Below are 25,257 nucleotides of genomic sequence, written 5' to 3'. Positions count from 1 at the left end.
GCACTAGGGTGGGTGCACGTGGCAGCCCCAGTGATCGCCGTGGTCGGCGGAGGACAGCTCGCACGCATGATGGCCCCCGCGGCCGGAGAGCTCGGCGTGCACCTGCGCGTGCTCGTGGAAGCCGCGGACTCGTCCGCCGCCCAGGTCGTCGTGGACGCGCCCGTCGGCGTCGCGTCCGACGAGGCCGCGGTCCGCTCCCTCATCGCCCCCGCGGACGCCGCCCCGGCGGACGTCCTGACGTTCGAGCACGAGCACGTCCCGAACGCGCTGCTCACCGACCTCCTCGAGCACGGCACGCCCGTGCGTCCGGGCCCGGACGCGCTCGTCCACGCCCAGGACAAGATCGTCATGCGCCGCCGGCTCACCGAGCTCGGCGTGCCGTGCCCGCGCTGGGCCGCGCTCCCCACGGACCCGACCGCGGCCCGGGCCGCGCTCACCGACTTCCTCGCCGAGGTCGGGGGCGAGGCCGTGGTGAAGACGGCGCGCGGCGGGTACGACGGCAAGGGCGTCCGCGTGGTCTCGGCCGCGGAGGGCGGCCCCGAGCAGGTGGCGGAGTGGATCGAGTCGGCCGCGACGGACGGTCCCGAGCTCCTCGTCGAGGAGAAGGTCCCGTTCACGCGCGAGCTCGCCGTGCTCGTCGCCCGGCGCCCGGGCGGCGGCGCGGACGGGCGGGGCGAGGTGCGCACCTGGCCCGTCGTGGAGTCGATCCAGCGCGACGGCGTGTGCGCCGAGGTGATCGCGCCCGCGCCCGACCTCACCGACGCCGAGGCGGAGCGCGCACGCGACGCCGCCGTGCGGATCGCCGAGGGGCTCGGCGTCACGGGGGTGCTCGCGGTCGAGATGTTCGAGGTCGCGGGGGAGGAGGGCCCGCGCGTGCTGGTGAACGAGCTCGCGATGCGCCCCCACAACTCCGGCCACTGGACGATCGACGGCGCGGTGACGAGCCAGTTCGAGCAGCACCTGCGCGCCGTGCTCGATCTTCCGCTCGGCGCCACCGCGTCGACCGCGCGCTGGACCGTGATGGCGAACGTCCTCGGCTCGACCCTCGACGAGCTCACCGACGCGCTGCCCGACGTCCTCGCCGCGTTCCCCGACGCCCGGGTCAACCTCTACGGCAAGGGTGTGCGCCCCGGGCGCAAGCTCGGCCACGTCAACGTGAGCGGCGACGACCTGGACGAGGTCCGGCGTCGGGCCCTGGCCGCCGCCGCGATCCTGCGGGGCGAGCACCCCGCGACCGACCCGAACGAGGAGCGCGCATGAGCCAGAACCCTGTCGTCGGCATCGTCATGGGGTCGGACTCCGACTGGCCCGTCATGGAGGCCGCCGCCGACGCGCTGGCCGAGTTCGACGTGCCCGTCGAGGTCGACGTCGTCTCCGCCCACCGGATGCCCGTCGAGATGATCGACTACGGCCGCACCGCCGCGGAGCGCGGCCTGCGCGTGATCGTCGCGGGCGCCGGGGGAGCGGCCCACCTGCCGGGCATGCTCGCCGCCGTCACGCCCCTGCCCGTCATCGGCGTCCCCGTGCCGCTGCGCCACCTCGACGGCATGGACTCGCTGCTGTCGATCGTGCAGATGCCCGCGGGCGTCCCCGTCGCGACGGTCTCCGTCGGCGGCGCGCGCAACGCGGGCCTGCTCGCCGCGCGCATCCTCGCCGCGGGCACCGACGACGACGCCGCGCGGCTGCGCGAGCGCATGGTCGCCTTCCAGGCGGACCTGGGAGACCAGGCGCGCGCGAAGGGCGCCCGGCTGCGTGCGTCGCGCGCCGGCGGGCAGCGCACCGGCTTCGGAGCCTGACCGACACGCCACGGGTTTCTGCGCCGGGCGGGTGCCGGGTTAGCCTGCGGGAGCCTCCCGCGACGCGGGGGCGAGGCCTGAGACGGCCGGAACGGGTCGGTCCGACACCCCTCCGGAGAACGCGCACGTGGCAGTACCGCACCTGTCCTACGGGACGACGCCGACGGCGTCGTCCCACGCGACCCCGGAGACCGTCGCCCCGCCGACGGGCCTGGTCCCGCGGCACGCCCGCCCGCGAAGCGCCCCGGCCCGGGACGGCTACCGGCACGACCTCGACGGGTTGCGTGCGCTCGCCGTGGTGCTCGTCGCCATTTACCACGTCTGGGTCCACCGGGTCTCGGGCGGGGTCGACGTCTTCCTCATGCTCTCCGGGTTCTTCGTCGGCGGGAGCCTGCTGCGCTCGTTCGCCCGCGGCACGCCGGTGCGGCTGCGAACGTACGTCCCGCGGCTCGCGCGCCGGCTCTTGCCCGCGCTCGCCGTCGTGCTGGCCGCGGTCCTCGTCGCGAGCGCGACCCTGCTGCCACGGACCCGCTGGACGGGCGTCTCCGGCGAGACGCTCGCGTCCCTGCTGTACGTGGAGAACTGGCGGCTCGCCGCTGCCGAGCAGGCCTACGGCGCCGTGGACGCCACCCAGAGCCCGCTCCAGCACGTGTGGTCGCTCTCGGTCCAGGGCCAGCTCTTCGTCGGGCTGCCCGTCCTGCTCCTGATCGTCTGGTGGCTGGCGGGCCGTGCCGGTGTCGAGCGGCGGCTCGCCGTCGTGCACGCGACCGTGGTCGTCCTCGCCGTCGCGTCGTTCGTCCACGCGGCGCTCGGTGTGCGCGCCGACCAGGCGTTCACGTACTACGACACGTTTGCCCGCGCGTGGGAGTACCTCGCGGGAGTGGTGCTCGCGGTGCTCGTGGCGCGGGTCCGTCTGCACGGCCGGTGGGCCGTCGTCGTGGGCTGGGTCGGCGTGGCCCTCGTCGTCGCGAGCGGGGTCCTGGTGGACGGCGGGGCGCTGTTCCCGGGCCCCGCCACGCTCGTCCCCCTCGCCGGCGCGGCGCTCGTCGTCGTCGCAGGCGCCTCGGCGGGCCACGCAGCGCCGGCGGGATCCGTGTCACGTCTCCTGGGTAAGCCCGCCGTCGCACGTGCCGGTGGCTACGCGTACGCGTTCTACCTCTGGCACTGGCCGGTGCTCGTGTTCGCCGTCGTGGTGCGGGACCGTCCCGTGGGATGGTTGGCGGGGGCCGGCGTGCTCCTTCTCTCGGCCGTGCTCGCCGCACTGACGAAGCACTTCGTCGAGGACACGCTCCGTCGGCCTCAGCGTGTCTTCACCGGGCTACCCGCAGCGCGGGCCTGGGGGGCGACGCGTACCGTGGTCGCGGCGGTCACCGCACTCGTCGCGTTGACGCCGATCGCGTGGAACGCCCATGTCGCGTGGGTCCAGCGTGCCTACGAGGGGGCGGTCCGGGACATGGACGTCACCGTCTACCCGGGCGCGCTCTCAGTCCTCGAGCCGGGCGTGTACGGCGCTTCGCCCGTCCACCCGGTGCCCGCGCTGGAGACGGTGGCCGAGGACACGTCACGTGTCGTCGCCGACGGTTGCATGACCGGGAACGGGGAGAGCGACGTCAAGCAGTGCTCGTACGGCCCCGCCGAGGCGTCGACGGTCGTCGCTCTGGTCGGCGCCTCGCACAGCGAACACTGGTTCGCCGCGCTCGAGCCTGTGGCCGAACGGCGCGGCCTTCGCATCGTGCCGGTCCTCAAGGCCGGGTGCCTCTTCATCGATCCCGTGGACGGTACGGGGGACGGCGAGTGCACGACCTGGCAGGGGCAGGCTCTCGACTACGTCCTGTCGATCAAGCCCGACCTCGTCATCACGACCTCCACGCGCCCGTCCCTGTCGGAGTCGCCGCGCGAGGTCGTGCCGGACGAGTATGTCCGCGCGTGGGAGCGTCTCGCCGAGCACCACATCCCGGTCGTGGCCATCCGCGACAACCCCTGGTTCCCGGTGTGGATGCCGGACTGCGTGGCCGTCCACGGCTGGGAGTCGGACGAGTGCGCATTCGCCTGGAGCGACGTGCTGGACGACGTCGACCCCGCCGTCGACGCTGTCCAGGACCTCTGGAACGCGACAGCCCTCGACCTCAACGACGTCCTGTGCCCCGAGCGTGTCTGCCGCGCGGTCCAGGGCAATCGCTTCGTGTACCGCGACGACAATCACCTGACTGCGACGTACGCGGTGACGCTCAGTCCGGTCCTCGAAGAGCGGCTCGGCGCCGCGACCGGGTGGTGGTGAGCGCTACCGGGGGAGGCCGCCCACCTGACCGGGCGCGAGGTTGCCGTCCCGGATGTCGACCCAGAACTGGCCGACCGTCTCGGGGTCGAGCTGCACCGTCGACCCGAGGTTGCCGCCGGGGCGGAAGTCGGGGTTCGAGATCGGCGGGGTGCCGGTGATGCCGTCGGGCCCGTTGGCCTTGCGGAAGGCGAGCGCGAGCTTGCCGAGGTCCACGATGCCGGTCTTCTCGTCCACGGTGAGGGCCCCGAGCCCGGAGTCGAGCAACGAGACCTGGTCGCCCGGGCGGAAGAGGATGCTGGGGTTCGCCGCCTGCGAGCTGATCGCGCCGATGACCTGGCGCTGACGCTCGGCCCGTCCGATGTCGCCCTGCGGGTCCGAGTACCGCATGCGCGAGAAGGCGAGCGCGGTGTGCCCGTCGGCCACGTGGCAGCCCGCCGTCCAGACGAGCTCGCTCTTCGGGTCGTCCACGTCGTAGTCGAGGCACAGCTCGACGCCGCCGACGGCGTCCACGATCCCCTCGACACCGCCGAACCCGACCTCGACGTAGTGGTCGACCGTGAGGCCGGTGAGCTGCTCGACGGTCTGCACGAGCAGCGCCGGACCGCCCCAGGAGTACGCCGAGTTGAGCTTGCTCGACCCGTTGCCCGGGATCTCCGCGTACGTGTCGCGCGGCAGGCTGATGAGCGCGACCGGCCCGCTCGGCGGCGCGTGGAGGACCATGATCGTGTCGGTGCGGGCGCCCTCGGTGCCGTCCTCGCTGATGCCGTCGCCCCGCGCGTCGGACCCGGCGAGCAGGTAGGTGTTGCCCGCGGTACCAGGAGCGCCGGAGAGCGCCTCCACGTGCTGGATCTTGCCGTTGGCCCAGATGAGGAGGCCGACGGGCCAGGCGAGGAGCGCGACGATGACGACGCCGGCGACGAGCCCGACGATGCGGCCCTTGCGGACGCGGAAGCCGCCGCCCGGACGGGACGCGCCGGCAGTCGACGGCGAGCGGCCGTCGCCGGGGCGGCCGGGACCGCCCGGGCGCGGACGGGACACCGGCGCGGGGCCCCGTCCCGGGCTCGCGGTCGCGGCGCGCGCGCTCGCGTGCGGGGACGACGAGACGCGGGCGGGAGCCGAGCGCTCGGGCGACCGCGTCGGGGCGACGGACGGGGGCAGCGCCGAGGCCGCGGGCTCGTTCCGGGGGCGCGTGCGCCCTGCGGGCGGCGCCGGGGGCGGGGTGCCCTTGCGGGCGGGGGTCACGGGGATCTCCCGCGAGGACTGACGCCGGATGCGCGGCTCGGCCCGGACGGCGTCGTCGGGCACGGGTCGGGCCGGCGGGCGGGGGCGACCGCTGTTCCCGACGGCGATCGCGTCGTCGGCCGAGGTGGGCCGGGGCGAGCGGCCGCCCTGGGGCGTGAAGCTCGGGGGCAGCGAGCGGGGGTCGCGGGAGTCGGTCATGGGATCACCCGCACTGCGCGGTCTCGTCGGCGGCGGAGAACGCCTCCTTGCCGGCTTCCTTCGTCTGCACCGGCGCGGGCTCGTCCGCGGCGGTGACCGGCGCCGGGGCGTCGTCGCCCTCGGCGGCCGGTGGCGCGTCGGTCGCGGCGTCGTCGGCCGGCTGGTCGGCCGCGGGTGCGGGCGCGACGATCGGCTCGTCCGCGCGCACCTTCGCCCACAGCTCGTCGGCCTCCGGCGTCCAGACGACCTTCGCGTCGGGAGCCCGCGGGTCCGGCGCGTGGGGAACGGTCATGAAGGTGATGTTGCCACTCGACGTGCCCCGGAGGCTGAAGGCGAGCCCGGCGAGGCTCGGGATCGACGAGAGGTTGTCGCTCATCGTCAGCGACCTGGTGCCCGCGTCGACGAAGCCGTAGATCTGGCCGAGGTCCGAGAGCACGTTCTTCGACAGCACCTGGTTCACCGTCGCGGCGAGGAGCTGCTGCTGCCGGCCGATGCGGCTGAGGTCCGACCCGTCGCCCACCCCGTACCGGGCGCGCGCGAAGCCGAGCGCCTGGGCGCCGTCGAGCGTCTGCCACCCCGCGGCGAGCTGCAGGTCCGCCTTGGGGGAGTCGATCGCCTCGGGGATGCACATGCGCACCCCGCCGATCGCCGACACCATGTTCTGGAAGCCCGCGAAGTCGACGACGACGAAGCCGTCGACGAAGACGTCGGTGAGGCTCTCGACGGTCCGCACCGTGCACGCCGCCGCGGAGTCGACGTCCCCGCCGACCGTCGCCCCGTTGGCGAAAGCGGCGTTGAAGCGCGTGTTCGCCGGCGCGGTCGTCTTCCCGTTCGTCGTGGTGCACGCCGGCACGTCGACGCGCGAGTCGCGCGGGATCGAGATCATCTCCACGCGCGAGCGGTCGGCGGACACGTGCACGAGGATCGTCGTGTCCGAGCGCATGCCCTCGACGCCCTCGACCTCGTGGCCGTTCTCCCCGCCGCGCGCGTCCGACCCCATCACGAGGATGTTGAGCGGCTTCCCGGCGTTCGGGTCGCTCGGGTCCGGGGTGGTCTGCGCGGGACGGTCGTCGAGCAGGTCGAGCGCGCCCGACGACGTGATGTTGCCCTGGATGTTCGACAGCGCCGACGCCCCGCCGACCGCCCCGAACGCGAGCGCCGCGGTGGCGACGAGACCGACCGTGCGCGCCACACGGTGCGAGCGCTGCGTCCGGGCGTGCGCGGGCCCGCGCGCCGACGAGGCTGCCGCCTCGGCGCGGTCCTGGGCACGGGTACGGGACGTCACGGGAGTCGAGCATAGGCCGCGCGTGCATCGTCCCCGCGCGCGGCCGGGGCTCAGCCCGTAGAGGACTTGTGCAGGTCAGCGCGCGCTGGTGCCGTCCTTCTCTGGTGCGTGCCGTTCGACGGCCGCACCGTCCTCGGAGGCTTCGTCGTGCTCGAGGGAGTCGTCCACGCGTCGGAGTTCCGCTTCGGCAAGGCTCAGTTCGCGCGTCAGCACCGTCAGCTTGCGCTCGAGCAGCGCGGAACGGCGATGGCTCGTGGCGATGTAGCTGACGAAGGCGATGACCAGCGCGTAGAGCAAGAGATCGGTGCCTCGACCCACGCCGAGGGCGTTCGCCAAGTAGGTGAGCCACTCCGGGAAGATCACGGAGAGCACCGCGACCACGACGAACCCGACGAGAAGGAGCCGTCGGATCGCTTGGTGCCGGGCGTTCGCGGTCGAACGGGTGAGCAAGATGGTCACGACGCCGATCGCGACGACGAGGAGGACCTGGATGAGCATGTGCGTGTCCCTACTTGAAGACCAGGTCGACGAGGATGTTGACTGAATTCCACAGCGACTGACCCTTTGCGCGGGAGTAGTCGGTGTAGAGGACGTGCACGGGATGCTCGCCCCAGGGCAGACCCGTCCGTCCGAGCTGGAGGACGATCTCGCTGGCGTGGGCCATCCGGTCCTGGTGGAGGTCGACGCCCGCCGCTGCGTCTGAACGGATGACCCGGAGGCCGTTGTGCGCGTCGGTGAGACGGAGGCCCGTGCTCTGGTTCGTGAACCAGACTGCAGTGCGCAGCACCAGGCGCTTGATCAGTCCGGGCTTCGTCCGGTCGTCGAGGAAGCGGGAGCCGAAGACGATCGCCAGGTCGTCCTGGCGCGCTTGTTCGACCATCGAGAGGGCATCCTCGACCCGGTGCTGTCCGTCGGCATCGAACGTGACGATGTAACGGCAGCCAGCCTGTTCTCGGGCGAACTCGATGCCTGTCTGGAGCGCGGCACCCTGGCCGAGGTTGACGGCATGGCGAAGGACCGTCGCGCCCGCGCCGCGCGCCCGCGCCGCCGACGAGTCCGAGCTGCCGTCGTCCACGCAGACGACGTGGCCGAACACCGTCATGGCGTTCTTCACGACGTCGGCGATGACCGTCGCTTCGTTGAACAACGGGATGACGAGCCACACGTCGTCCTGCGGGTCGGGCCGGGTGGCTGCGGCGCCCGCGGTCACGGCGTCCGGTGAATGCATGGCGATATTGTCGCAGGAGCTGCGGGCTCCTCAGGACCTTCGTCGCTCGTCCGGGCCTCAGGCCGAAAGGTAGCCTTGCCCACGCCACGTGCCGTTACAGTGATGCGGCGCCCTGTGGCGGGCCTGCCCCACTCTCTACCTAGGAGCCGCACGAGCATGGGTGTTCGCATCGCCCCCAGCGCCGACGTCGCCGACGACGCGTCGATCGGGGACGGCAGCCAGATCTGGCATCTCGCGCAGGTGCGCGAGGGCGTCACGATGGGGGAGGCGTGCGTGGTGGGTCGCGGCGCCTACATCGGGACCGGGGTCCGCATGGGGCGCCACTGCAAGGTCCAGAACTACGCGCTCGTGTACGAGCCGGCGTCCCTCGCGGACGGCGTCTTCATCGGTCCCGCGGCGGTGCTCACCAACGACACCTACCCGCGCGCGGTCAACCCGGACGGCTCGCTGAAGAGCGCCGACGACTGGCACGCGGTCGGCGTGACGATCGGCGAGGGCGCCGCGATCGGCGCGCGGGCGGTCTGCGTCGCTCCGGTAACGGTCGGGGCGTGGGCCACCGTCGCCGCCGGGGCGGTGGTCACCAAGGACGTCCCCGACCACGCGATCGTCGTCGGGGTGCCTGCGCGGCGGGTCGGCTGGGTGGGTCGTGCCGGCCAGCCCCTGCGGCCGGAGGGCGACCACTGGGTGTGCCCGGTGACGGGCGCCCGCTACGAAGAGCACGACGAGTCCATCAGAGAGGTTGCGGCCGAATGAGCCAGACACTGATCCCCGCGGCGAAGCCGATCGTCGGGGACGACGAGCGCGCGGCAGTGGACCGCGTCCTGCGCAGCGGGATGATCGCTCAGGGCCCCGAGGTCGCTGCGTTCGAGCAGGAGTTCGCCGACGTGCTCGTCGGCGGGCGCACGTGCGTCGCCGTCAACTCCGGGACCTCCGGGCTCCACCTGGGCCTCCTCGCCGCGGGCATCGGCCCCGGCGACGAGGTCATCGTCCCGTCGTTCACGTTCGCGGCGACCGCGAACTCGGTCGCGCTGACCGGTGCGACGCCGGTGTTCGCGGACATCGAGCCGGACCACTTCTGCCTGTCGCCCGACGCGGTGCGCGCCGCGATCACCGAGCGCACCAAGGCCATCATGCCGGTGCACCTCTACGGCCACCCCGCGGACATGACGGCGCTGGGAGCGGTCGCCGAGGAGCACGGCCTGCTGCTCTTCGAGGACGCCGCCCAGGCGCACGGTGCGACGCTCGACGGCCACCAGGTCGGCTCGTTCGGCACGTTCGCGATGTTCAGCCTGTACCCGACGAAGAACATGACGTCGGGCGAGGGCGGCATGGTGTCGTGCGCGACCGACGAGGTCGCCCGCAACGTCCGTCTGCTGCGCAACCAGGGGATGGAGCGTCAGTACGCGAACGAGGTCGTCGGGTTCAACGCCCGCATGACCGACGTCCACGCGGCGATCGGCCGGGTCCAGCTCACGAAGGTCCAGGGCTGGACCGCGGACCGCCGGCGCAACGCCGCGTTCCTCACCGAGAACCTCGAGGGCGTCGTCACGCCGCCCGTCGCCGACGGCGCGGTGCACGTGTACCACCAGTACACGATCCGGGTCGCCGACGACCGCGACGGCGTGGTGACCGCGCTCCGGGAGGAGCACGGCGTGGGCTCCGGCGTCTACTACCCGATCCCCAACCACCGGCTCGAGAGCCTGCGGCACTTCGCGCCGGGGCTCGACCTGCCGGAGACCGAGATCGCGGCGCAGCAGGTCATCTCCCTGCCCGTGCACCCGTCGCTCACCCAGGCCGACCTCGACCGCATCGTCACCGCGGTCAACACCGTCGTGAAGGCAGGTGCGTGATGGCCGACCTCCGCGCAGGCCTCATCGGGCTCGGCGCCATGGGCCGGCACCACGCCCGGGTGCTCCGCGAGATCGACGGCGTCGACCTCGTGGCCGTCGCCGACCCGGGCGGCGACCCCTACGGCGTGTCGGGTGACCTCGACGTCCTGCCCGACGTCGAGGCGCTGATCGCCGCCGGGATCGAGATGGCCGTGGTCGCGGTCCCGACCGTCTTCCACGAGGACGTGGCGCTCGCCCTCGCCGCCGCCGGTGTCCACACCCTCGTCGAGAAGCCCATCGCCGCGACGAGCGACGCCGGGCGCAAGGTCGCCGCGGCGTTCGAGGACGCCGGGCTGGTCGGCGCCGTCGGGCACATCGAGCGCTTCAACCCCGCGCTCCAGGAGCTGCGACGTCGCACGGAGGCCGGCGAGCTCGGCGAGGTCTTCCAGATCGCGACTCGGCGCCAGGGACCCTTCCCCGCGCGCATCGCCGACGTCGGCGTCGTCAAGGACCTCGGCACCCACGACATCGACCTGACTGCCTGGGTCGCGCAGAGCCCGTACCGCTCGGTCGCGGCGCAGACGACCCACCGCAGCGGACGCCCGCACGAGGACATGGTCACCGCCACGGGCAGGCTGGAGAACGGCGTCGTGACCAACCACGTCGTCAACTGGCTGTCACCCATGAAGGAGCGGGTGACGATCGTGACGGGGGAGCGCGGTGCGTTCGTCGCGGACACCGGCACCGCCGACCTCACGTTCTACGCCAACGGCGTCATCCCCACGGAGTGGGAGGCCGTCTCGGCGTTCCGGGGCGTCTCCGAGGGCGACGTCACGCGGTACGCGTTCGCCAAGCGGGAGCCGCTCCGTGTCGAGCACGAGGCCTTCCGCGACGCCGTGCTCGGTCTGCGGCAGGACGTGGTGACGATGCGGGAAGGGCTGCGCACCCTCGAGGTGGCAGAGGCCGTCCTCGAGTCGGCGCGCACCGGCCGCGCCGTGCACATCGCCGACGACACGGCGGAGTGAGCCAGCGTGGCACGTGTCGGCGGCCCGCCCCGCCCTCTCCTGGTCTCTCGCATCTTCGCCCCGGAGCCCGCCGCCGCGTCCTTTCGGCTGTCGGCTCTCGTGGGCGCGCTCGTCCGGTCCGGCGCCTCCCCGACCGTGCTCACCGTGTGCCCACCGCGAGGCCAGGAGGCCGGGGACGACGCCGGTGCCGACGTGCGTCGGTTCCCGGTGCTGCGGGACGCCGAGGGCTACGTGCGGGGATACGCCTGCTACCTCTCGTTCGACGTGCCGGCGTTCTTCCGGGTCCTGTCGCTGCGCCGCCGGCCGGACGTCGTCGTCGTCGAACCGCCACCGACCACGGGCGTGGTCGTGCGCGTCGCGTGCGCGCTGCGGCGCGTCCCGTACGTCTACTACGCCGCTGACGTCTGGTCCGATGCCACCGAGTCGACCGATGCGCCGCGCGTGGTGCGCCGCGTCGTCCGGGCGATGGAGTCGTTCGCGTTCCGCGGTGCGTCCCGGGTGCTCGCGGTGTCCGACGGGGTCGCCGAACGCGTCAGCGCTCTGGGCGGCCGAGACGTCGCCGTCGTGCGCAACGGGATCGACACGACCGTCTTCCGGCCCGTTGGCCCGGAGACCGTGGAACCGGGCGCGGCCGAGCAGGGGACCGCCAGCCGTCCCACCCTCGTGTACGCCGGGACCGCCTCGGAGTGGCAGGGGGCGTCCATCTTCGTCGCCGCCTTCCGCAAGGTGCTCGCGACGGTGCCGGACGCGCGGCTGGTGTTCCTCGGCCAGGGGTCGGAGTGGCGGGAGATCGAGCGGGTCGCTGCTCAGCTCCCCCCGGGTTCTGTCGAGCTCCGCGGCAGCGTCCCCCCGGCAGAGGCCGCCGCCGCGCTCGCATCAGCGCGCGCCGGGCTCGTCAGCCTGCGCCCTGGGCTGGGGTACGACTTCGCGTTCCCCACCAAGGTGTTTGCCTCCGTGGCGTGCGGGACGCCTGTCGTCTTCGCGGGCCCGGGCCCAGCGCATCGGGCCGTGCAGGACGAACGCCTCGGCTGGGCGACCGACTACGACGAGGACCAGGTGGCGGCCGCCATGGTCGCGGCGCTTCGTGACGCTCCCAGCGGGGAGCGACGGACGGAGCTCGCCGACTGGGTGCGCCGGAACGCGTCCGCCGAGGCGACCGGGCGTCGAGCGGCCGAGCTCGTGCTCGACGCGGCGACACCCACCTCGCGCCGTCGCTGACCGGCCGCGTCGCGCCCGACTGCCCGTCGCACGGTGCCGGGTCTCGGGCGCACGATCAGCCGCGGCCGCGGCCGCGGCCCGCCCCGAGCAGGCCTAGGAGCGCCCCGCGGTCCGGGACGGCCACGAGGACGGCCCAGAGGGCGAGGTAGGCGGCGGCCACGACGACGCTTGCCCCGACGGAGAGGTCGACGAGGGCCACGACGACGGCGAGCAGCACGGCGAGCACGAGCACCACCCCGTGGCGCAGGGTCGCGGAGAGCCAGGGCATCGACTCCTGACGCGCGACGGTCGCGGTGAGCCAGACGAGGGCCAGGACGTTCCCGGCGAGGACGCCGACGGCGACGGCGGCTACGCCGAACCGCGGACCGGCGAGCGCCCACACCGCGATTCCGACCGCCGTCGCGGCGAGCGAGACGGTCGTGGTCGTGCGGATACCGACGGGTGAGCGCACAGCGAGGGCGTTCGTCACCGGCATGCGTGACGTCAGGCAGAGCATGGCGGCGGCGAGCACGGCGAGGAGGGGCACCGCTCCGGAGTAGCCGTCGGGGTAGAAGAGAGCCACGAGAACAGGGCTGAGGGCGGCGATCATGCCGAACCCGGCCAGGGCGAGCGCGGAGACGCCTCGCGCCGCGCGGTCGACGACCTGCCGGAAGCCGGTGATGTCGGAGCGACCCACCGCAGCGCCCATCGCGGGGACGACCACCATCGCGATGGCCGTGGACACCATCGACAGCGGTGTGGCGATGGAGAGCGCCGCCGCGTAGAGGCCGGCATCGTCGGGCGACCCGAGGATCTTGGCCGCGACCATCGACAGCTGGAGGAAGCCGCCGCTCGCGACCGCGCCCACGCTCCCGATGGCGATGAAGCGCCGGAGCTCCGTGCGCAGCTCCCGGGAGATCGGGCCTGAGCGGCGCGGCCAGGTGATCGCTGCGGCGGCCCCGTAGCCGAGGGCGAGCGGGAGGAGCACGAGGTCGTCGAGCTCGCGCAGGAGCACGAGCACGAGGAGAGCGAGCGCCACCAGCCCGGAGACGGCGTCGGCGACCACCGCCCGGCGAGCCCGGTAGGTGGCGAACTGTACGGAGCGGCCAAAGATGTAGGCCGAGTAGCCGACTGTCAGCAGCCCCGTCGCGAACGCGAAGAGCGCGCCGCGCTGGGTGAGGAGCCATGCCGCGACGCCGGCTCCGGCGCCGACGAAGAGCGCGACGAGCACCAGGTGCTTCGCGAGGTACCACGCGACGGCCTCGGGACGGTCCTGGGCCTCCTCAGGCCGGCCGCCGGCCCGGGAGACGAAAGTCGTCGCCGCCGTGGCGACCGCCTGCGGGTAGACCACGGCGGCGAACATCGCGGTGGAGAGCGCGCTCCCCACGACGCCCAGGAAAGCGGGGCCGCGGACGTTGCCGATGACGACGTTGTAGAGGAACCTGACGACGCCGCCCGTCACTGTCCCTGCTGTCGACAGGACCAGGTCGAAGCGGCCGGACCGCGCTCTCGTGCTCGTCGTGCCGATTTCCTCTTCCGACGACACGGCGGTGCTCAGGCCGCGTGGCGGCGGAGTGCGTCCACGACGCGGACGGCGGCTGCGCCGTCTCCGTAGGGCGTCGCGTCCGTCGCCGCCGGCGTGGGACGGAGCACCGCCTCGCGGACGGCGCTCTCCGAGTTGGCCAGTACGTTCCACCCGAGCTCGACGGTCTCGACCCACTCCGTCTCCGTACGGATCGTGGTGCACGGCACGCGCAGGAGGAACGCCTCTTTCTGGAGGCCGCCCGAGTCCGTGACCACGCCGGCGCTCCGCGACACGGCCGCCACGAGCTCCGGGTAGGGCAAGGGGGCGGTCGGCACGATCGCTCCGCGGGCGAGCTCCAGGCCGGCCGATGCAGCCTTGGCGACGAGCCGTGGGTGCGCGAGGAGGAGCACGGGTCGGTCGAGTCCGGCGAGGGCGCGGAGGACGAAGTCGAGACGCGCGACGTCGTCGGTGTTCTCGGCCCGGTGGATCGTCGCGACGTAGTAGTCGCCGTCGTGCCATCCCCGGTCTGCCACCACCACGGGCTGGTGGTCGGCCCGCCTCGCCACGAGGTGGAGGACGTCGGTCATGACGTCGCCCACGAGCTCGGAGCGGTCGGCCAGACCCTCGGATCGGAGATGCCCCATGGCGACCTCCGTGGGGGCGAGGCAGAGGTCGGCGGCGTGGTCGGTGAGGACCCGGTTGTGCTCTTCGGGCATACGGCGGTTGAACGAGCGCAGTCCCGCCTCGAGGTGGGCGACGGGTGCCCCGAGCTTGACCGCCGAGAGTGCTCCAGCGAGCGTCGAGTTCGTGTCGCCGTAGACGAGGACCCAGTCGGGACCCTGCTCGGCGATCACGTCGTCCATCCGGGCGAGGATGGCGCCGGTCTGCTTCCCGTGGCCGGCGGAGCCCACCTCGAGGTGGACGTCCGGGGACGGGATCTGGAGGTCGCGGAAGAAGACGTCGGAGAGCATGGGGTCGTAGTGCTGGCCGGTGTGCACGATGACATGCTCCACGTCGTCGTGAGCGGCCATCGCGGTGGCGACGGGCGCGAGCTTGACGAACTGCGGACGGGCTCCCACGATGCTCATGACCTTCACGGGGTCGCAGTCTACTGGCCTGGGCGAGGAGCCCGACCAGCCGCTCCCACCGCCCCGCTAGAGTGCCTGCGTGAGCACTCGTCCCAGGATCCTCTGCCTCTCGTTGTCGCCCATCCACCGTGATGCGCGGGTGCTCCGCCAGCTCGAGGTGCTCGCCGCTGTCGGAGACGTGACGACGGTGGGGTACGGTCCGCGCCCGGACCTCGCCACGGAGCACCTCGAGATCCCGCAGAACCTCACGTCGCTCCCGCAGACGCCGCGTGGCGTCGCGCTGCTTGCCGCGCGGCGGTTCCGGGCCGCCGAGCTCGCGGCACCCGCGGTCGCGGAGGCACAGCGTCGGCTCCAGGGCCACCGGTTCGACCTCGTGGTCGCGAACGAGGCCCGGATCCTCGCTCTCGCCTTCGATGTCGCGCACGGCGCACCGGTCTGGGCGGACATGCACGAGTGGGCTCCGGAGGAGCGGACGCAGGTGCTCTCCTGGCGGCTGCTCGTCGCGCCGTTCATGACTCACCTCTGCGCGACGTACCTCCCGCGCGCAGCGGCCGTGACGACGGTCGGAGGCGCGATCGCGGAGCTGTACCGAGACCGCTTCGGGGTCGAGGCGCAGGTGATGCGCAACTCGTCGCCCTGGCAGGACCTGCATCCATCACCCACGGACGGTTCGCCCATCCGACTCGTCCACAGCGGCGGGGCGGAACCGAGCCGGAACATCGAGACGATCATCGACGTCGTCCGAGAGCTCGGTCCTGGCTTCACGCTCGATCTGCTCCTGGTACCTGCGGCCGACGGCGGAAGGTATCTGGGCACCCTGAAGGAGCGCGCGAAGGGTTGCGACCGCATCACGTTCCGGGACCCTGTGCGACCCCACGAGCTGCCGGACGCCCTCAACGTCTACGACGTCGGTGTCCACTGGATCCCGCCGACGCAGACCAACGCGCGCCTCGCCCTCCCGAACAAGTTCTTCGACTACGTCCAGGCGCGCCTCGCTGTCGCCATCGGGCCGTCGGTCGAGATGGCGACGCTCGTCGACAAGTACGGGCTCGGTTTCGTCAGCGAGAGCTTCGAGCCTGCTGACTGCGCGGCGTCGCTCCGGGCGCTCGATGCCGAGTCCGTGCGCGCGGCGAAAGCAGCGTCGGACGCCGCGTCTCGGGAGCTGAGCTTCGAGGCGGACGCGGCGGTCGGTGCGGGAATCATCGAGCGTCTTCTCGGGCCTCGAGGGGCCTCTCCAGGCTTGTAGGCTTGCCCCGCGCTCGCGCGCCCACCCCTTCCACCCAGCAGGACGAGAGAATCACCATGCGTATCGCCGTCGTCGCACTCGGCAAGATCGGTCTTCCCCTGGCGGTCCAGTTCGCGGATCGCGGTCACGAGGTGGTGGGGGTCGACATCAACCCCGAGGTGGTCGAGTCGGTCAACTCCGGGCGCGAACCCTTCCCGGGTGAGGCGCAGCTGGCGGAGAAGCTGGCGCTGCTGGTGCCCGACGGGCGGCTCCGCGCCACGACCGACTACGCCGATGCCGTGCCGGGTGCCGATGCGGTCGTCGTGGTGGTCCCGCTGTTCGTCGACGAGGAGACGGCGCAGCCCGACTTCGCGTGGATGGACTCGGCGACGCGCTCGCTCGCGGAGCACCTCACGCCCGGGACCCTCGTCTCGTACGAGACCACCCTCCCGGTCGGTGTGACGCGCAACCGGTGGAAGCCGCTGCTCGAGGGGGTTTCCGGCCTGGTCGAGGGGAGCGACTTCCACCTCGTCTTCTCACCGGAGCGCGTGCTCACCGGGCGCGTCTTCGCGGACCTCCGCCGTTACCCGAAGCTCATCGGCGGTCTCGACGCCGAGGGTGCGCGGCGCGCCCGCGAGTTCTACGAGGCGGTGCTCGAGTTCGACGAGCGCGACGACCTGCCGCGCCCGAACGGCGTGTGGGACCTGGGCAGCGCGGAGGCGGCGGAGCTGGCCAAGCTCGCCGAGACGACGTACCGCGACGTGAACATCGGGCTTGCGAACCAGTTCGCAGTCTTCGCCGATGCGCAGGGCATCGACGTGCACGCGGTCATCGAGGCCTGCAACTCCCAGCCCTACAGCCACATCCATCGTCCCGGCATCGCGGTCGGCGGGCACTGCATCCCCGTCTACCCCCGCCTCTACCTGTCCGTCGACCCCGACGCCTCGATCGTCCGGGAGGCACGTCGCGTCAACGCCGGGATGCCGGCTCAGGTCGTCGAGTCCGCCGCGAGGACGTTGGGGAGCCTCGACGGACTCACGGTCGCGGTGCTCGGCGCAGCCTACCGGGGCGGGGTGAAGGAGACCGCCTTTTCCGGGGTGTTCCCGACCGTCGAGGCGCTGGCCGCTCGGGGGGCGCGAGCCGTCGTGCACGACCCGATGTTCTCGGAGGAGGAGCTCGAGGCTCTGGGACTGACGCCCTACCGGCTCGGCGAGCCCGCGGACGTCGTGCTGGTCCAGGCGGACCACCGTGAGTACCGCGACGTCGTCCCGACCGATTTCCCGGGCGTGCGGCTGCTCGTCGACGGCCGTCGGCTCGTCGACCTCTCCTCGTGGCACGGGGTCGCCCGCAGCGTGCTGGGCGCGGGTACGCCGGTGGGCACTGACTGATGTCCTGGTGGGACCTGATTCCCGCCCTTCTCGCGTCGGCGGCCCTCTTCGTCCTCCCCGGGACCGTCGTGCTCCGGCTTGTCGGCGTCCGCGGGCTGTACGCGTGGGCGGGCGGCCCCGCGGTCGGCGCCGCGATCCTGGGGCTCGGGGCCGTAGCCCTCGGACGTCTCGGAGTTCCATGGACGCTGGCGAGCGTCCTCGGACTCGTGGCGGCGTCCTGGGCGGCCGCTGCGCTGGTCGGGTGGGCCGGCCGACGCGTCCGGTTCGGGTGGGGCCCCGACGCGACCCGCGCCCAGGGTCTCGCCGTGGTCGGCTCTGTCGCGATCGTGACCCTGTTCCTCGCGTGGAGCATGAAGGCCGGCATGGCGCGACCCGACGCCCTGCTCCAGCAGTGGGACGGTGTCTTCCATCTCAATGCCGTCGCCACCGTCCGGGACACGGGTAACGCCTCGTCTCTCGGCGGTCTCTCCCCGATGTATGGCGACGGCGGCAGATCGATCTTCTACCCCGCGGTGTGGCACTCCGTCGTGGCGGTCACCCCATGGGCCTCGATCCCGGCTGCCGCCAACGCCTCGTCGCTCGTGCTGGGCGCCGGCGTGTGGACGGTCGGCCTCGCTGGCCTGGCGCGCGCCGCTTTTCCGTCCCGCGCGCTCGTCGCGATGCTCGCACCGGTCCTCGCCGCAGCGTTCATCACGTTCCCGAGCTGGACGTTCAGCACGTCGGGGCAGTGGCCGAACGGGTACTCGGTGGCGCTGCTCCCCGGTGTGTGCGCACTCGTGGTGCTCGCCACCCGGTCAGGACAGTCACCGTGGCAGTACGTGGTCGGGCTCGCCGTCGCCGCTGTCGCGGCACTCGGTGCCGTGCTCGCGCACGGCAGCGCTGTCTTCGCGCTCGTCGCGCTCCTCTCCGCCCTGGTCGTCGGCCGGGGTGTGCGGGCCCTGGTCCGGCAGTGGCGGGGGGGTCACGCGATCACCGCGACGGTGCTGGGTGCTCTGGGTGTCGCGGCGGCGGTGCTCGTGGTCGTGGTGGCGGCGCGTACCGGAGCCTTCGACTCGGTGCTGAACTACGACCGGCCTGGTCGGATGAGCTCGTCCGATGCCTGGAAGACGACGCTGCTCGCTTTTCCCCCGGCTGAGCGACCTTTCCTCAGCGTCGGGTTGCTCGCGGTCATCGTGGTCGGCATCGCCGGGACCTTCGTGCTGAAGGAGGGTCGTTGGCTCGTCGTCTCGCTGCTCGCCGTCGTCTGCCTCGTCGTGCTTGCGGCGGGACCCGAGAACGCGTTCCGGTGGTTGAGCGGGTTCTGGTACAGAAGCCATGTGCGCATCAGTGCTCTCCTCCCGGTCCCTGCCGCGCCGCTGGGCGCGGTTGGCATCAGCGTGCTCGCGACAGGCGCTGCCCGCGTCCTGCGCCGAAGCGGCAGGCTCGTCTCACCGCGGCGGGCGGCCGTCGTGCAGGGACTCGTCGCGGGCGCGGTCGTGGCGCTTCTTCTCGTCTCGACGTCGGGACTCAGGGCCGGGGAGCGGCGAGACTCGTTCGCGGCCGCCTACCAGCCGGGAGTGGTTGCCTGGGGCACGATGGTGACGCCGCAGGAACGCGAGATGCTGGACGAGATGGACACGACTCTGCCGGACGACGCCGTGCTGCTCGGTGAGGCTCTCACAGGAGCCGCCTACGCCTATGCGCTTGCCGGGGTGCCCGTGGTCTTTCCCCAGATCGGCGGTGCGGGCTCCTCGGACGACCAGACCTACCTGCGCGAGCACTTCCGCGACATCCACGGGGACCCGCGGGTCTGCGAGATCGTCCGCCGGCTGGGCGTCACCCACTTCTACTCCGAGCCCCCCGCCCAGGTGCAGGGCACGAGCATGGGGAAGCGTTCCCCCGGCCTCTTCGACGTGGACACCTCCACCGGTTTCGTGGAGGTGCTCTCGTCCGACGTCACGACGGTCTACCGGATCACGGCGTGCGAGGACGTGCAGGCAGGCGGCGAAGGATGACGGAGACCGCGCGCGCCGTCCGGGCGGCCGCCGACGTGACGCAGGAGCCGCGGGGCGGTTTCCGTGGCGACATCGAGGGGCTCCGTACCGTCGCGATCGTCGCGGTGCTGCTGTACCACGCAGGGGTGCCGGGCGCGGACGCCGGGTTCGCGGGAGTGGACGTCTTCTTCGTCGTGTCGGGCTTCCTCATCACCGGTGTCATGCTCCGGGAGATCGACCGCACGGGACGTCTCTCGATCGCAGGCTTCTACGCCCGGCGCGCGCGCCGGCTCCTTCCCGCGGCGGCCCTCGTGCTCGTCGTGTGCGCGGTGCTCTCCGCGGTGCTCCTGCCCCCCACGCAACGGCACGACGCGGGCTGGGACGTCGCGGCGGCGGCGGGCTACGTCGTCAACTGGGTCCTCGCCTCCCGAGCCGTCGACTACCTCGCGGAAGACGCAGGGGCGTCCCCGGTCCAGCACTTCTGGTCCCTCGCGGTCGAGGAGCAGTTCTACGTCCTGTGGCCCCTCGTGCTCGTCGCGGCGGTCCTGGTCGCGCGCCGGCTCGGCGGCACGGGGTACCGCGGTCCGGCACTCGTGCTCCTGACGGTCCTGGCAGGGGTCTCGTTCGCGTTCGCGCTGCTCGAGGACGGCAGCCCAGCGGCGTTCTTCGTGACGACGACCCGGCTGTGGGAGCTCGCCGCAGGGGCTCTCCTGGCGATCGTCCTGCCCGGCGTCCGGAGATGGCGGCCGCGTGCGCTCACCGCTGCGGGATGGGCAGGCGCGGTGCTGCTCGTGGCTGCGGCGTTCGTGCTGGCCGAGCCCCGTACGTGGCCCGGCCTGGCGACGCTCCTCCCCGTCCTGGGGACGGTGCTGGTGCTGGCGGCAGGCAGCGGTGGGCCGCGCGGAGCGCTGACTCGTGCGCTCGGCACGAGGCCGATGGTCTGGGTCGGTGGCCTGTCGTACTCCCTCTACCTCTGGCACTGGCCGCTGCTGGTCTTCGCCCGGGCCGTCTGGGGAGACATCGGGCCGCTGGAGGGTCTCGCGGTCGTGCTCGTCTCGGTGCTCCCGGCGTGGCTGAGCCTGCACCTCCTCGAGAACCCCGTCCGCAGGACGCCGTACCTCGCCGGCAGCACGAGGCGGTCGCTCGCGCTCGGCGCGATGCTCACCGCCGTCGGCCTGGTCACCGGAGGGGTGCTCGCCGTGACGACCGACGCGAAGGCGCCCACGGAGGCGGAGCGCGCAGAGGCTCGCGGTGCGAGTGCGCTCCTGGCTGGCGATGCTGCGCTGCCGCCGCGGGCGCTCACCGGCTCCGTCCTCCCGACACCCGTGGCAGCGCCGAAGGACCTCCCGGTCGCGTACGCGGACGGCTGCCAAGCCGTCAAGGAGGCGACCGACCTCTCGACGTGCGTCTACGGGGATCCGGAGGGTACGACCACCGTCGCCGCGGTGGGCGACTCCAAGATGCTCCAGTGGCAGCCGGTGCTCGACCGGCTGGCGCGCGAGCAGGGGTGGAAGCTCGTCGTCCTGACGAAGACCTCGTGCGCCTGGACCGCGGCAACGCCCCACATCGACGGCGAGCCGTACGACGAGTGCGTCGAGTGGAACCAGCGTCTCGACGAAGAGCTGGAGCGGCTCGACCCCGCCGTCATCTTGACCTCGCAGTACCAGAGCGACGCGATCGACCCTTCGGGAGGGACCTCGGTCGACGCCATGGTGGACGGGCTGCGCACGGTGTGGGAGTCGGCGCGCGCGCGGGGCGCGACGGTAGGCGTCGTGCTCGACAACCCGCACCCTGAGGGCAACGTCTACGAGTGCGTGGCGGCTCATCCGGACGCCCTGGTCGAGTGCGCGTTCGACCGGGACGCGGGGACGGAGCGATCGGCGGCGCCCGTGCAGCGACTCGCTGCCGACGGTGTCGACGGGGTCGAGGTGGTCGACCTGACCTCCGCGGTGTGCACGCAGACGTGCTGGCCCGTGGTGGGCGACGTGCTCGTCTACCGGCAGACGACGCACCTCACCCGGACCTACGTCGAGAGCACCCTGCCACAGGTGCGTGAGGCGCTGGCGCCGGTGCTCGCCAGAGCGGGTGCGGACGCCGATGAAGGGCTCGCGTCGTCCGGTAGCCTTGCTGCCCGTGCCTGACCACCACGCCCCGCGCCCCGCGGGCGCCGACCGCGTCGTCGCCGTCGTCGTCGCCTACAACCGCCGGGACCTGCTGACCGATGCGCTCGATGCGCTCGCTGCGCAGACTCGCCCGCTCGACGCCGTGCTCGTCGTCGACAACGCCTCAGACGACGACTCAGCCGTCGTCGCAGCGGAGCATCCGGTGTCCGCGACCGTCCTCGAGCTGTCGCGGAACACCGGGGGCGCAGGAGGCTTCGCGGCCGGCATCGCGCACGCCCTCGAGGCGCTCGAAGCCGACCTGGTCTGGCTCATGGACGACGACACGATCCCCACGCCTACGGCGCTCGCCGAGCTCCTCCGCGCGCGAGACGCCTACCAGGGCCCGGTCGCGCTCCTCGGCAGCCGCGTCGTCTGGCACGACGGCCGTGACCACCCCATGAACACGCCGAGACAGCGTCCGTGGGCGTCCGGCACCCAGATCGCGCGCGCCCGGGCCGCGGGCGCCGTGCCCGTTCGGTCCTCGTCGTTCGTCTCGATGCTGGTCGACGCGCGAGCCGTCCGCTACCACGGCCTGCCGGTGGCCGACTACTTCATCTGGAACGACGACTTCGAGTTCTCGGCTCGCCTGCTCCGTCACGGGACCGGCCTGTACGTGCCGAGCTCCGTCGTCGAGCACCGCACGAGGACTTTCGGCGCGACCGACGCCGACCCAGGGGAGCGGTTCTTCTACGAGGTGCGCAACAAGGTGTGGATGCTCACGCGGTCCCCGTCCCTCTCGCCGGGTGAACGCGTCCTCTACCTCGGCGCCTCGCTGCGCCGCTGGGGCCGGACGGTCGCCAGGTCGCAGGACCGCGATCTGCTCCGCACGGTCGGTCTGCGCGGGCTGCGCCGTGGCCTGCTCACCAGACCGCGGGCCACCTCCGTCGCGCTGAGCGGGGCAGGTCCGGTCACGCACGACGTGCGCTGCCTCGAGACAGGGCGGCAGGACCAGAGCGGTGACTGATGTCCCGCCCGAGTTCTCGGTGCTCCTCCCCGTCTACCATCGCGACGTCCCGGCCCACCTCGTGCGCGCGGCGCGCTCCGTGACCGATGAGCAGGTCCTGCGCCCGGCCGAGCTCGTGGTCGTGCAGGACGGCCCGGTCGGCGCGCCGCTCGAACAGGCGCTCGAACAGATCCGGCGAGAGTCACCCGTACCGGTTCGTCTCGTCGTGCTGCCGGAGAACCGTGGGCTCGCCGAAGCGCTCGAAGCGGGCCTCCGGGCGTGCTCCCACGACATCGTGGCCCGGATGGACGCGGACGACGTCAGCCGACCAGAGAGGTTCGCGCGGCAGATCCCGTTCCTCGTCCGCGGCCACGACGTGGTAGGCACCGCGATCCAGGAGTTCGAGGACGACGAGGCCGACCCAGGGGCGGTGCGAGTCCCTCCGGTCGGCACCCAGGAGATCGTGCGGGCGGCGCGCCTGCGCTCCCCGTTCCACCACCCGTCGGTCGTCTTCCGCCGGGCCGCGGTCGAGGCTGCGGGTGGCTACGAGCACCTGGCGCTGCTGGAGGACTACTGGCTCTTCGCCCGCATGCTCCACGGCGGTGCTCGTCCGGCGAACCTGCCGGAGCCTCTGCTGCTCTACCGCGTCGGAGCGGGCGCGTACGCCCGCCGGGGCGGGGCGGAGATCCTCCGGTCCGAGATCGAGCTGCAGCGGCGATTCCGTAGGCTCGGCTTCACGACGTCGCTGCAGGCGGTGCGCAACGTGCTGGTCCGCGGTGGCTACCGGCTCGTGCCCGAGCCGATCCGTCGTCGCTCGTACCGACGCTTCATGCTGGGGCGGACGCACCACGGGACCGCTGCATGAGCTGGTGGCAGGCGGCCGACGAGCTGGCGCTCGCGCTGGCGTGGCTCGTCGTGCCCGGCGTGCTCCTCGGCTGGGCGATCGGGCTTCGCGGATCGTGGCGAGTGCTCGCCGCGCCCCCGTTGTCAGTCGCGCTCCTCGCGGCGTGGCCGATCGCCCTCGGAGCGGTCGGCGTGTCGTGGGACCGCCTGAGCGCCGCCGTCAGCGTCGCGATCACGGTCGCCGCTGCAGGTGTGCTGCTCCGACCTGTCCGGCAGCGCACCGCCGTCGGCGCGGTCGGAGTGCGGAAGAGCGACGTGTGGGCGGTCGTCGGGGTCGGGATCGCCGCGGTGTCCGCGGTGGTCGCGCTCCGGCGCGGGATCGGTGAGCCAGACCTGCCGCCCCAGACGTGGGACGGCGTCTTCCACCTCAATGCCATACGGCACATCCTCGACTCCGGTGACGCGTCGTCGCTCGACCTCGGGGTGGTCGCGAACACGGTCGAGGGGCGAGGCTTCTACCCCGGCGCGTGGCACTCCGTCGTCTCCCTGTCGACGACGGACTCGGTCGTCGTGGCGTCGAACGCGACGACGCTCGTGCTCGTCGGCCTCGTGTGGCCGCTCGCCGTCGTCGCGCTGGCCCGTGTCGTGACGCCGTCCTGGCCGCTGGTATCGCTCGCGTCCCCGGTCGCTGCCGCCGCTTTCGTCGCGTTCCCCGAGCGGATGGTCACCTGGGGGACGCTCTGGCCCAACGCGCTCGCCTACGCGCTCGTGCCGACGGCTGTCGCGCTGACCGTGGTCGCTGCAGGGCGGTCCCGCGGCGCACCACAGCGGACGCTGGTCGACCGGGTCCCGCCCGCCGCCGCCGCGGCGGCCGCCCTCGTGGCCGTGGCCCTGGCTCAGCCCAGCGGCCTCCTCGCGTACGCCGTCCTGGTCACGCCGGCTCTGGTCGCCGCGGCGGTCGTCGGGTTCCGCGAGCAGACGGCTCGGGTCAGGACGATTCGGATGATCGCGCTCCTGCTGTGGCTCGGCGGCTGGGCCGCCGTCTGGTGGGTTCTCGCGTCCAACGTCGGGGTGTACGACCGGCAGCGGACGAGCTCCGTCGCCGACGCGGTCGTCCAGGCCGTCGGCGACGGCGGGCTCGGGAGCGCCGGGACGGGCGGCTCGTGGAGCTGGGCTCTCGCCGTCCTCGTCGTCGCCGGTGCCGTCACCCTGTTCGTCCTCCGGCAAGGACGGTGGGCCGTCGTCTCGTACGCGGTGTCGCTCGGGCTCTTCGCGCTGGCGGCAGACACGACCCTGGGGCTCCGGGACCTGCTGAGGCCGTGGTACGCGGACGTCGTGCGACTGGCGGGTCTCGTACCGATCTTCGGCGCCGTGCTCGCCGGCACAGGGGTCGTCGGCGCCGCCGTCCTCGTCGGGCGCGCCGTGGCCTCTCGGTGGCCGGAGGCGCGCGCACGCACGACGGCCGTCACGACGGTCGGGCTCGTCGCGCTGCTGGTCGTCGGCACCGGCTGGCTGCGCCTCGACATGCGGACGGACGAGGTCTCCGGCGGCTACGCGGGTCCTGTCTACGGCGGCGCCACCAACATCCTCGCCTCGGCGGACGAGCTCGCGATGCTCGAGCGGCTCGGGGACGAGCTGCCCGAGGACGCGAGGATTCTCGGCGACCCCTTCACGGGGAGCGCGCTGGCGTACGCGGTCGGCGGGGTCGACGTCGTGTACACGCACGTGCGGGGCCGGTGGGAGCCGGACGCGGCGTACCTGGGTCTGCACTTCGACGACATCGAGACCGATCCCGCGGTGTGCGCCGCGCTCGATCGACTCGGTGTTCGCTATCTCTACGTCGACCCGGACCTGTACTCCGTCGGGCATCCCGCCCACGACCTCTACGAGGGTCTGGACGCCGAACCGCCCGCCGGCGACTTCGCCCTCGTCGACGAGGGCGGCTCGGCGCGCGTGTACGAGATCCAGGAGTGCGGATGAACCTCCGGTGCGACCAGGAGGCTTGCCCGACGAGGCGCGCGGCTGCCCTACA

20 protein-coding genes are annotated in these 25,257 nt (G+C 72.8%); 14 read left to right on the top strand and 6 right to left on the bottom strand.

Annotated elements, in window-relative coordinates; all coding sequences use genetic code 11:
* Nucleotides 1–18 precede the first annotated feature (18 nt).
* The 3 genes from B9L22_RS13950 to B9L22_RS13940 all read left to right on the top strand — a co-directional run bounded on the left by B9L22_RS13950 (nt 19) and on the right by B9L22_RS13940 (nt 4,074).
* Nucleotides 19–1,260, top strand: a complete 1,242-nt coding sequence (locus B9L22_RS13950) for a 5-(carboxyamino)imidazole ribonucleotide synthase (RefSeq protein WP_086151015.1) — start codon at nt 19–21, stop codon at nt 1,258–1,260.
* The gene (purE, locus tag B9L22_RS13945) at nt 1,257–1,796 is read left to right on the top strand and encodes a 5-(carboxyamino)imidazole ribonucleotide mutase (protein ID WP_074807746.1); all 540 of its coding nucleotides are present in this window, start codon (nt 1,257–1,259) and stop codon (nt 1,794–1,796) included. Before B9L22_RS13950 ends, purE begins: the two co-directional genes overlap by 4 nt.
* Nucleotides 1,797–1,923: 127 nt before the next feature.
* Nucleotides 1,924–4,074 (top strand): acyltransferase family protein, encoded by a 2,151-nt coding sequence (locus B9L22_RS13940; protein ID WP_086150835.1) that lies wholly within the window; start codon nt 1,924–1,926, stop codon nt 4,072–4,074.
* A gap of 3 nt (nt 4,075–4,077) precedes the next feature.
* On the opposite strand, the gene B9L22_RS13935 is transcribed toward B9L22_RS13940, so the two are convergent.
* The 4 genes from B9L22_RS13935 to B9L22_RS13920 all read right to left on the bottom strand — a co-directional run bounded on the left by B9L22_RS13935 (nt 4,078) and on the right by B9L22_RS13920 (nt 8,027).
* Nucleotides 4,078–5,514 (bottom strand): LCP family protein, encoded by a 1,437-nt coding sequence (locus B9L22_RS13935; RefSeq protein WP_086150834.1) that lies wholly within the window; start codon nt 5,512–5,514, stop codon nt 4,078–4,080.
* A 4-nt stretch (nt 5,515–5,518) separates the two neighbouring features.
* Nucleotides 5,519–6,799: an LCP family protein gene (locus tag B9L22_RS13930; RefSeq protein ID WP_233140130.1), complete on the bottom strand. Its 1,281-nt coding sequence runs from the start codon at nt 6,797–6,799 to the stop codon at nt 5,519–5,521.
* 75 nt (nt 6,800–6,874) lie between these two features.
* Nucleotides 6,875–7,297 (bottom strand): DUF2304 domain-containing protein, encoded by a 423-nt coding sequence (locus B9L22_RS13925; RefSeq protein WP_086150833.1) that lies wholly within the window; start codon nt 7,295–7,297, stop codon nt 6,875–6,877.
* Between the two features lie 10 nt (nt 7,298–7,307).
* Complete coding sequence (locus tag B9L22_RS13920; RefSeq protein ID WP_086150832.1) at nt 7,308–8,027, bottom strand: glycosyltransferase family 2 protein; 720 nt, start codon at nt 8,025–8,027, stop codon at nt 7,308–7,310.
* A 156-nt stretch (nt 8,028–8,183) separates the two neighbouring features.
* On the opposite strand from B9L22_RS13920, the gene B9L22_RS13915 reads away from it, so the two are divergent.
* Genes B9L22_RS13915 through B9L22_RS13900 form a run of 4 tightly spaced genes read left to right on the top strand, consistent with a single transcriptional unit; the run spans nt 8,184 to nt 12,099 of the window.
* Nucleotides 8,184–8,780 (top strand): acyltransferase, encoded by a 597-nt coding sequence (locus B9L22_RS13915; RefSeq protein ID WP_021479751.1) that lies wholly within the window; start codon nt 8,184–8,186, stop codon nt 8,778–8,780.
* Nucleotides 8,777–9,877, top strand: coding sequence for a DegT/DnrJ/EryC1/StrS aminotransferase family protein (locus B9L22_RS13910; protein ID WP_086150831.1), 1,101 nt, complete (start codon nt 8,777–8,779; stop codon nt 9,875–9,877). Before B9L22_RS13915 ends, B9L22_RS13910 begins: the two co-directional genes overlap by 4 nt.
* On the top strand, nt 9,877–10,881 hold the full coding sequence (locus tag B9L22_RS13905) for a Gfo/Idh/MocA family protein (protein WP_086150830.1): 1,005 nt from the start codon (nt 9,877–9,879) through the stop codon (nt 10,879–10,881). Before B9L22_RS13910 ends, B9L22_RS13905 begins: the two co-directional genes overlap by 1 nt.
* Nucleotides 10,882–10,887: 6 nt before the next feature.
* Nucleotides 10,888–12,099, top strand: coding sequence for a glycosyltransferase family 4 protein (locus B9L22_RS13900; protein WP_086150829.1), 1,212 nt, complete (start codon nt 10,888–10,890; stop codon nt 12,097–12,099).
* Nucleotides 12,100–12,154: 55 nt separating this feature from the next.
* Here the strand turns inward: B9L22_RS13900 and B9L22_RS13895 are convergent, their stop codons facing one another.
* Both B9L22_RS13895 and wecB read right to left on the bottom strand, forming a co-directional pair.
* Nucleotides 12,155–13,540: a lipopolysaccharide biosynthesis protein gene (locus B9L22_RS13895; RefSeq protein WP_086150828.1), complete on the bottom strand. Its 1,386-nt coding sequence runs from the start codon at nt 13,538–13,540 to the stop codon at nt 12,155–12,157.
* Between the two features lie 92 nt (nt 13,541–13,632).
* Nucleotides 13,633–14,700 carry a non-hydrolyzing UDP-N-acetylglucosamine 2-epimerase gene (gene wecB, locus B9L22_RS13890; RefSeq protein ID WP_086150827.1) on the bottom strand — a complete coding sequence of 356 codons (1,068 nt, stop codon included), beginning with the start codon at nt 14,698–14,700 and terminating at the stop codon, nt 13,633–13,635.
* A gap of 70 nt (nt 14,701–14,770) precedes the next feature.
* Here wecB and B9L22_RS13885 point away from each other — a divergent pair, with 70 nt between their 5' ends.
* From B9L22_RS13885 to B9L22_RS13855, 7 genes are read left to right on the top strand one after another with little or no spacing between them, the layout of a single operon-like run.
* Nucleotides 14,771–15,937, top strand: coding sequence for a hypothetical protein (locus B9L22_RS13885; protein ID WP_086150826.1), 1,167 nt, complete (start codon nt 14,771–14,773; stop codon nt 15,935–15,937).
* Between the two features lie 56 nt (nt 15,938–15,993).
* A complete protein-coding gene (locus B9L22_RS13880; RefSeq protein ID WP_086150825.1) occupies nt 15,994–17,304 on the top strand; it encodes a nucleotide sugar dehydrogenase in 1,311 nt (436 codons plus the stop codon).
* Nucleotides 17,304–19,298 (top strand): DUF6541 family protein, encoded by a 1,995-nt coding sequence (locus B9L22_RS13875; RefSeq protein ID WP_086150824.1) that lies wholly within the window; start codon nt 17,304–17,306, stop codon nt 19,296–19,298. The genes B9L22_RS13880 and B9L22_RS13875 overlap by 1 nt, the downstream gene beginning before the upstream one ends.
* Nucleotides 19,295–21,418: an acyltransferase family protein gene (locus tag B9L22_RS13870; RefSeq protein WP_086150823.1), complete on the top strand. Its 2,124-nt coding sequence runs from the start codon at nt 19,295–19,297 to the stop codon at nt 21,416–21,418. Before B9L22_RS13875 ends, B9L22_RS13870 begins: the two co-directional genes overlap by 4 nt.
* Nucleotides 21,411–22,403 (top strand): glycosyltransferase, encoded by a 993-nt coding sequence (locus B9L22_RS13865; protein WP_233140127.1) that lies wholly within the window; start codon nt 21,411–21,413, stop codon nt 22,401–22,403. Before B9L22_RS13870 ends, B9L22_RS13865 begins: the two co-directional genes overlap by 8 nt.
* Nucleotides 22,396–23,247, top strand: coding sequence for a glycosyltransferase (locus B9L22_RS13860; RefSeq protein ID WP_086150821.1), 852 nt, complete (start codon nt 22,396–22,398; stop codon nt 23,245–23,247). Before B9L22_RS13865 ends, B9L22_RS13860 begins: the two co-directional genes overlap by 8 nt.
* Entirely contained in the window at nt 23,244–25,205 is a 1,962-nt protein-coding gene (locus B9L22_RS13855; RefSeq protein ID WP_086150820.1) for a DUF6541 family protein, read from the top strand. Before B9L22_RS13860 ends, B9L22_RS13855 begins: the two co-directional genes overlap by 4 nt.
* Nucleotides 25,206–25,257: the final 52 nt, after the last annotated feature.

Source organism: Cellulosimicrobium sp. KWT-B, assembly GCF_002127155.1.
Lineage (GTDB): Bacteria > Actinomycetota > Actinomycetes > Actinomycetales > Cellulomonadaceae > Cellulosimicrobium > Cellulosimicrobium funkei.
This window is presented reverse-complemented; position numbering and strand designations above follow the sequence as displayed.

What these genes read in the sequence shown, in the direction of transcription:
- B9L22_RS13870 (WP_086150823.1), top strand. Translation starts at nt 19,295, where the DNA reads ATGACGGAGACCGCGCGCGCCGTCCGGGCGGCCGCCGACGTGACGCAG.
- B9L22_RS13855 (WP_086150820.1), top strand. Translation starts at nt 23,244, where the DNA reads ATGAGCTGGTGGCAGGCGGCCGACGAGCTGGCGCTCGCGCTGGCGTGG.
- B9L22_RS13935 (WP_086150834.1), bottom strand. Translation starts at nt 5,514, where the DNA reads ATGACCGACTCCCGCGACCCCCGCTCGCTGCCCCCGAGCTTCACGCCC.
- purE (WP_074807746.1), top strand. Translation starts at nt 1,257, where the DNA reads ATGAGCCAGAACCCTGTCGTCGGCATCGTCATGGGGTCGGACTCCGAC.
- B9L22_RS13920 (WP_086150832.1), bottom strand. Translation starts at nt 8,027, where the DNA reads ATGCATTCACCGGACGCCGTGACCGCGGGCGCCGCAGCCACCCGGCCC.
- B9L22_RS13905 (WP_086150830.1), top strand. Translation starts at nt 9,877, where the DNA reads ATGGCCGACCTCCGCGCAGGCCTCATCGGGCTCGGCGCCATGGGCCGG.
- B9L22_RS13875 (WP_086150824.1), top strand. Translation starts at nt 17,304, where the DNA reads ATGTCCTGGTGGGACCTGATTCCCGCCCTTCTCGCGTCGGCGGCCCTC.
- B9L22_RS13925 (WP_086150833.1), bottom strand. Translation starts at nt 7,297, where the DNA reads ATGCTCATCCAGGTCCTCCTCGTCGTCGCGATCGGCGTCGTGACCATC.
- B9L22_RS13910 (WP_086150831.1), top strand. Translation starts at nt 8,777, where the DNA reads ATGAGCCAGACACTGATCCCCGCGGCGAAGCCGATCGTCGGGGACGAC.
- B9L22_RS13915 (WP_021479751.1), top strand. Translation starts at nt 8,184, where the DNA reads ATGGGTGTTCGCATCGCCCCCAGCGCCGACGTCGCCGACGACGCGTCG.
- B9L22_RS13880 (WP_086150825.1), top strand. Translation starts at nt 15,994, where the DNA reads ATGCGTATCGCCGTCGTCGCACTCGGCAAGATCGGTCTTCCCCTGGCG.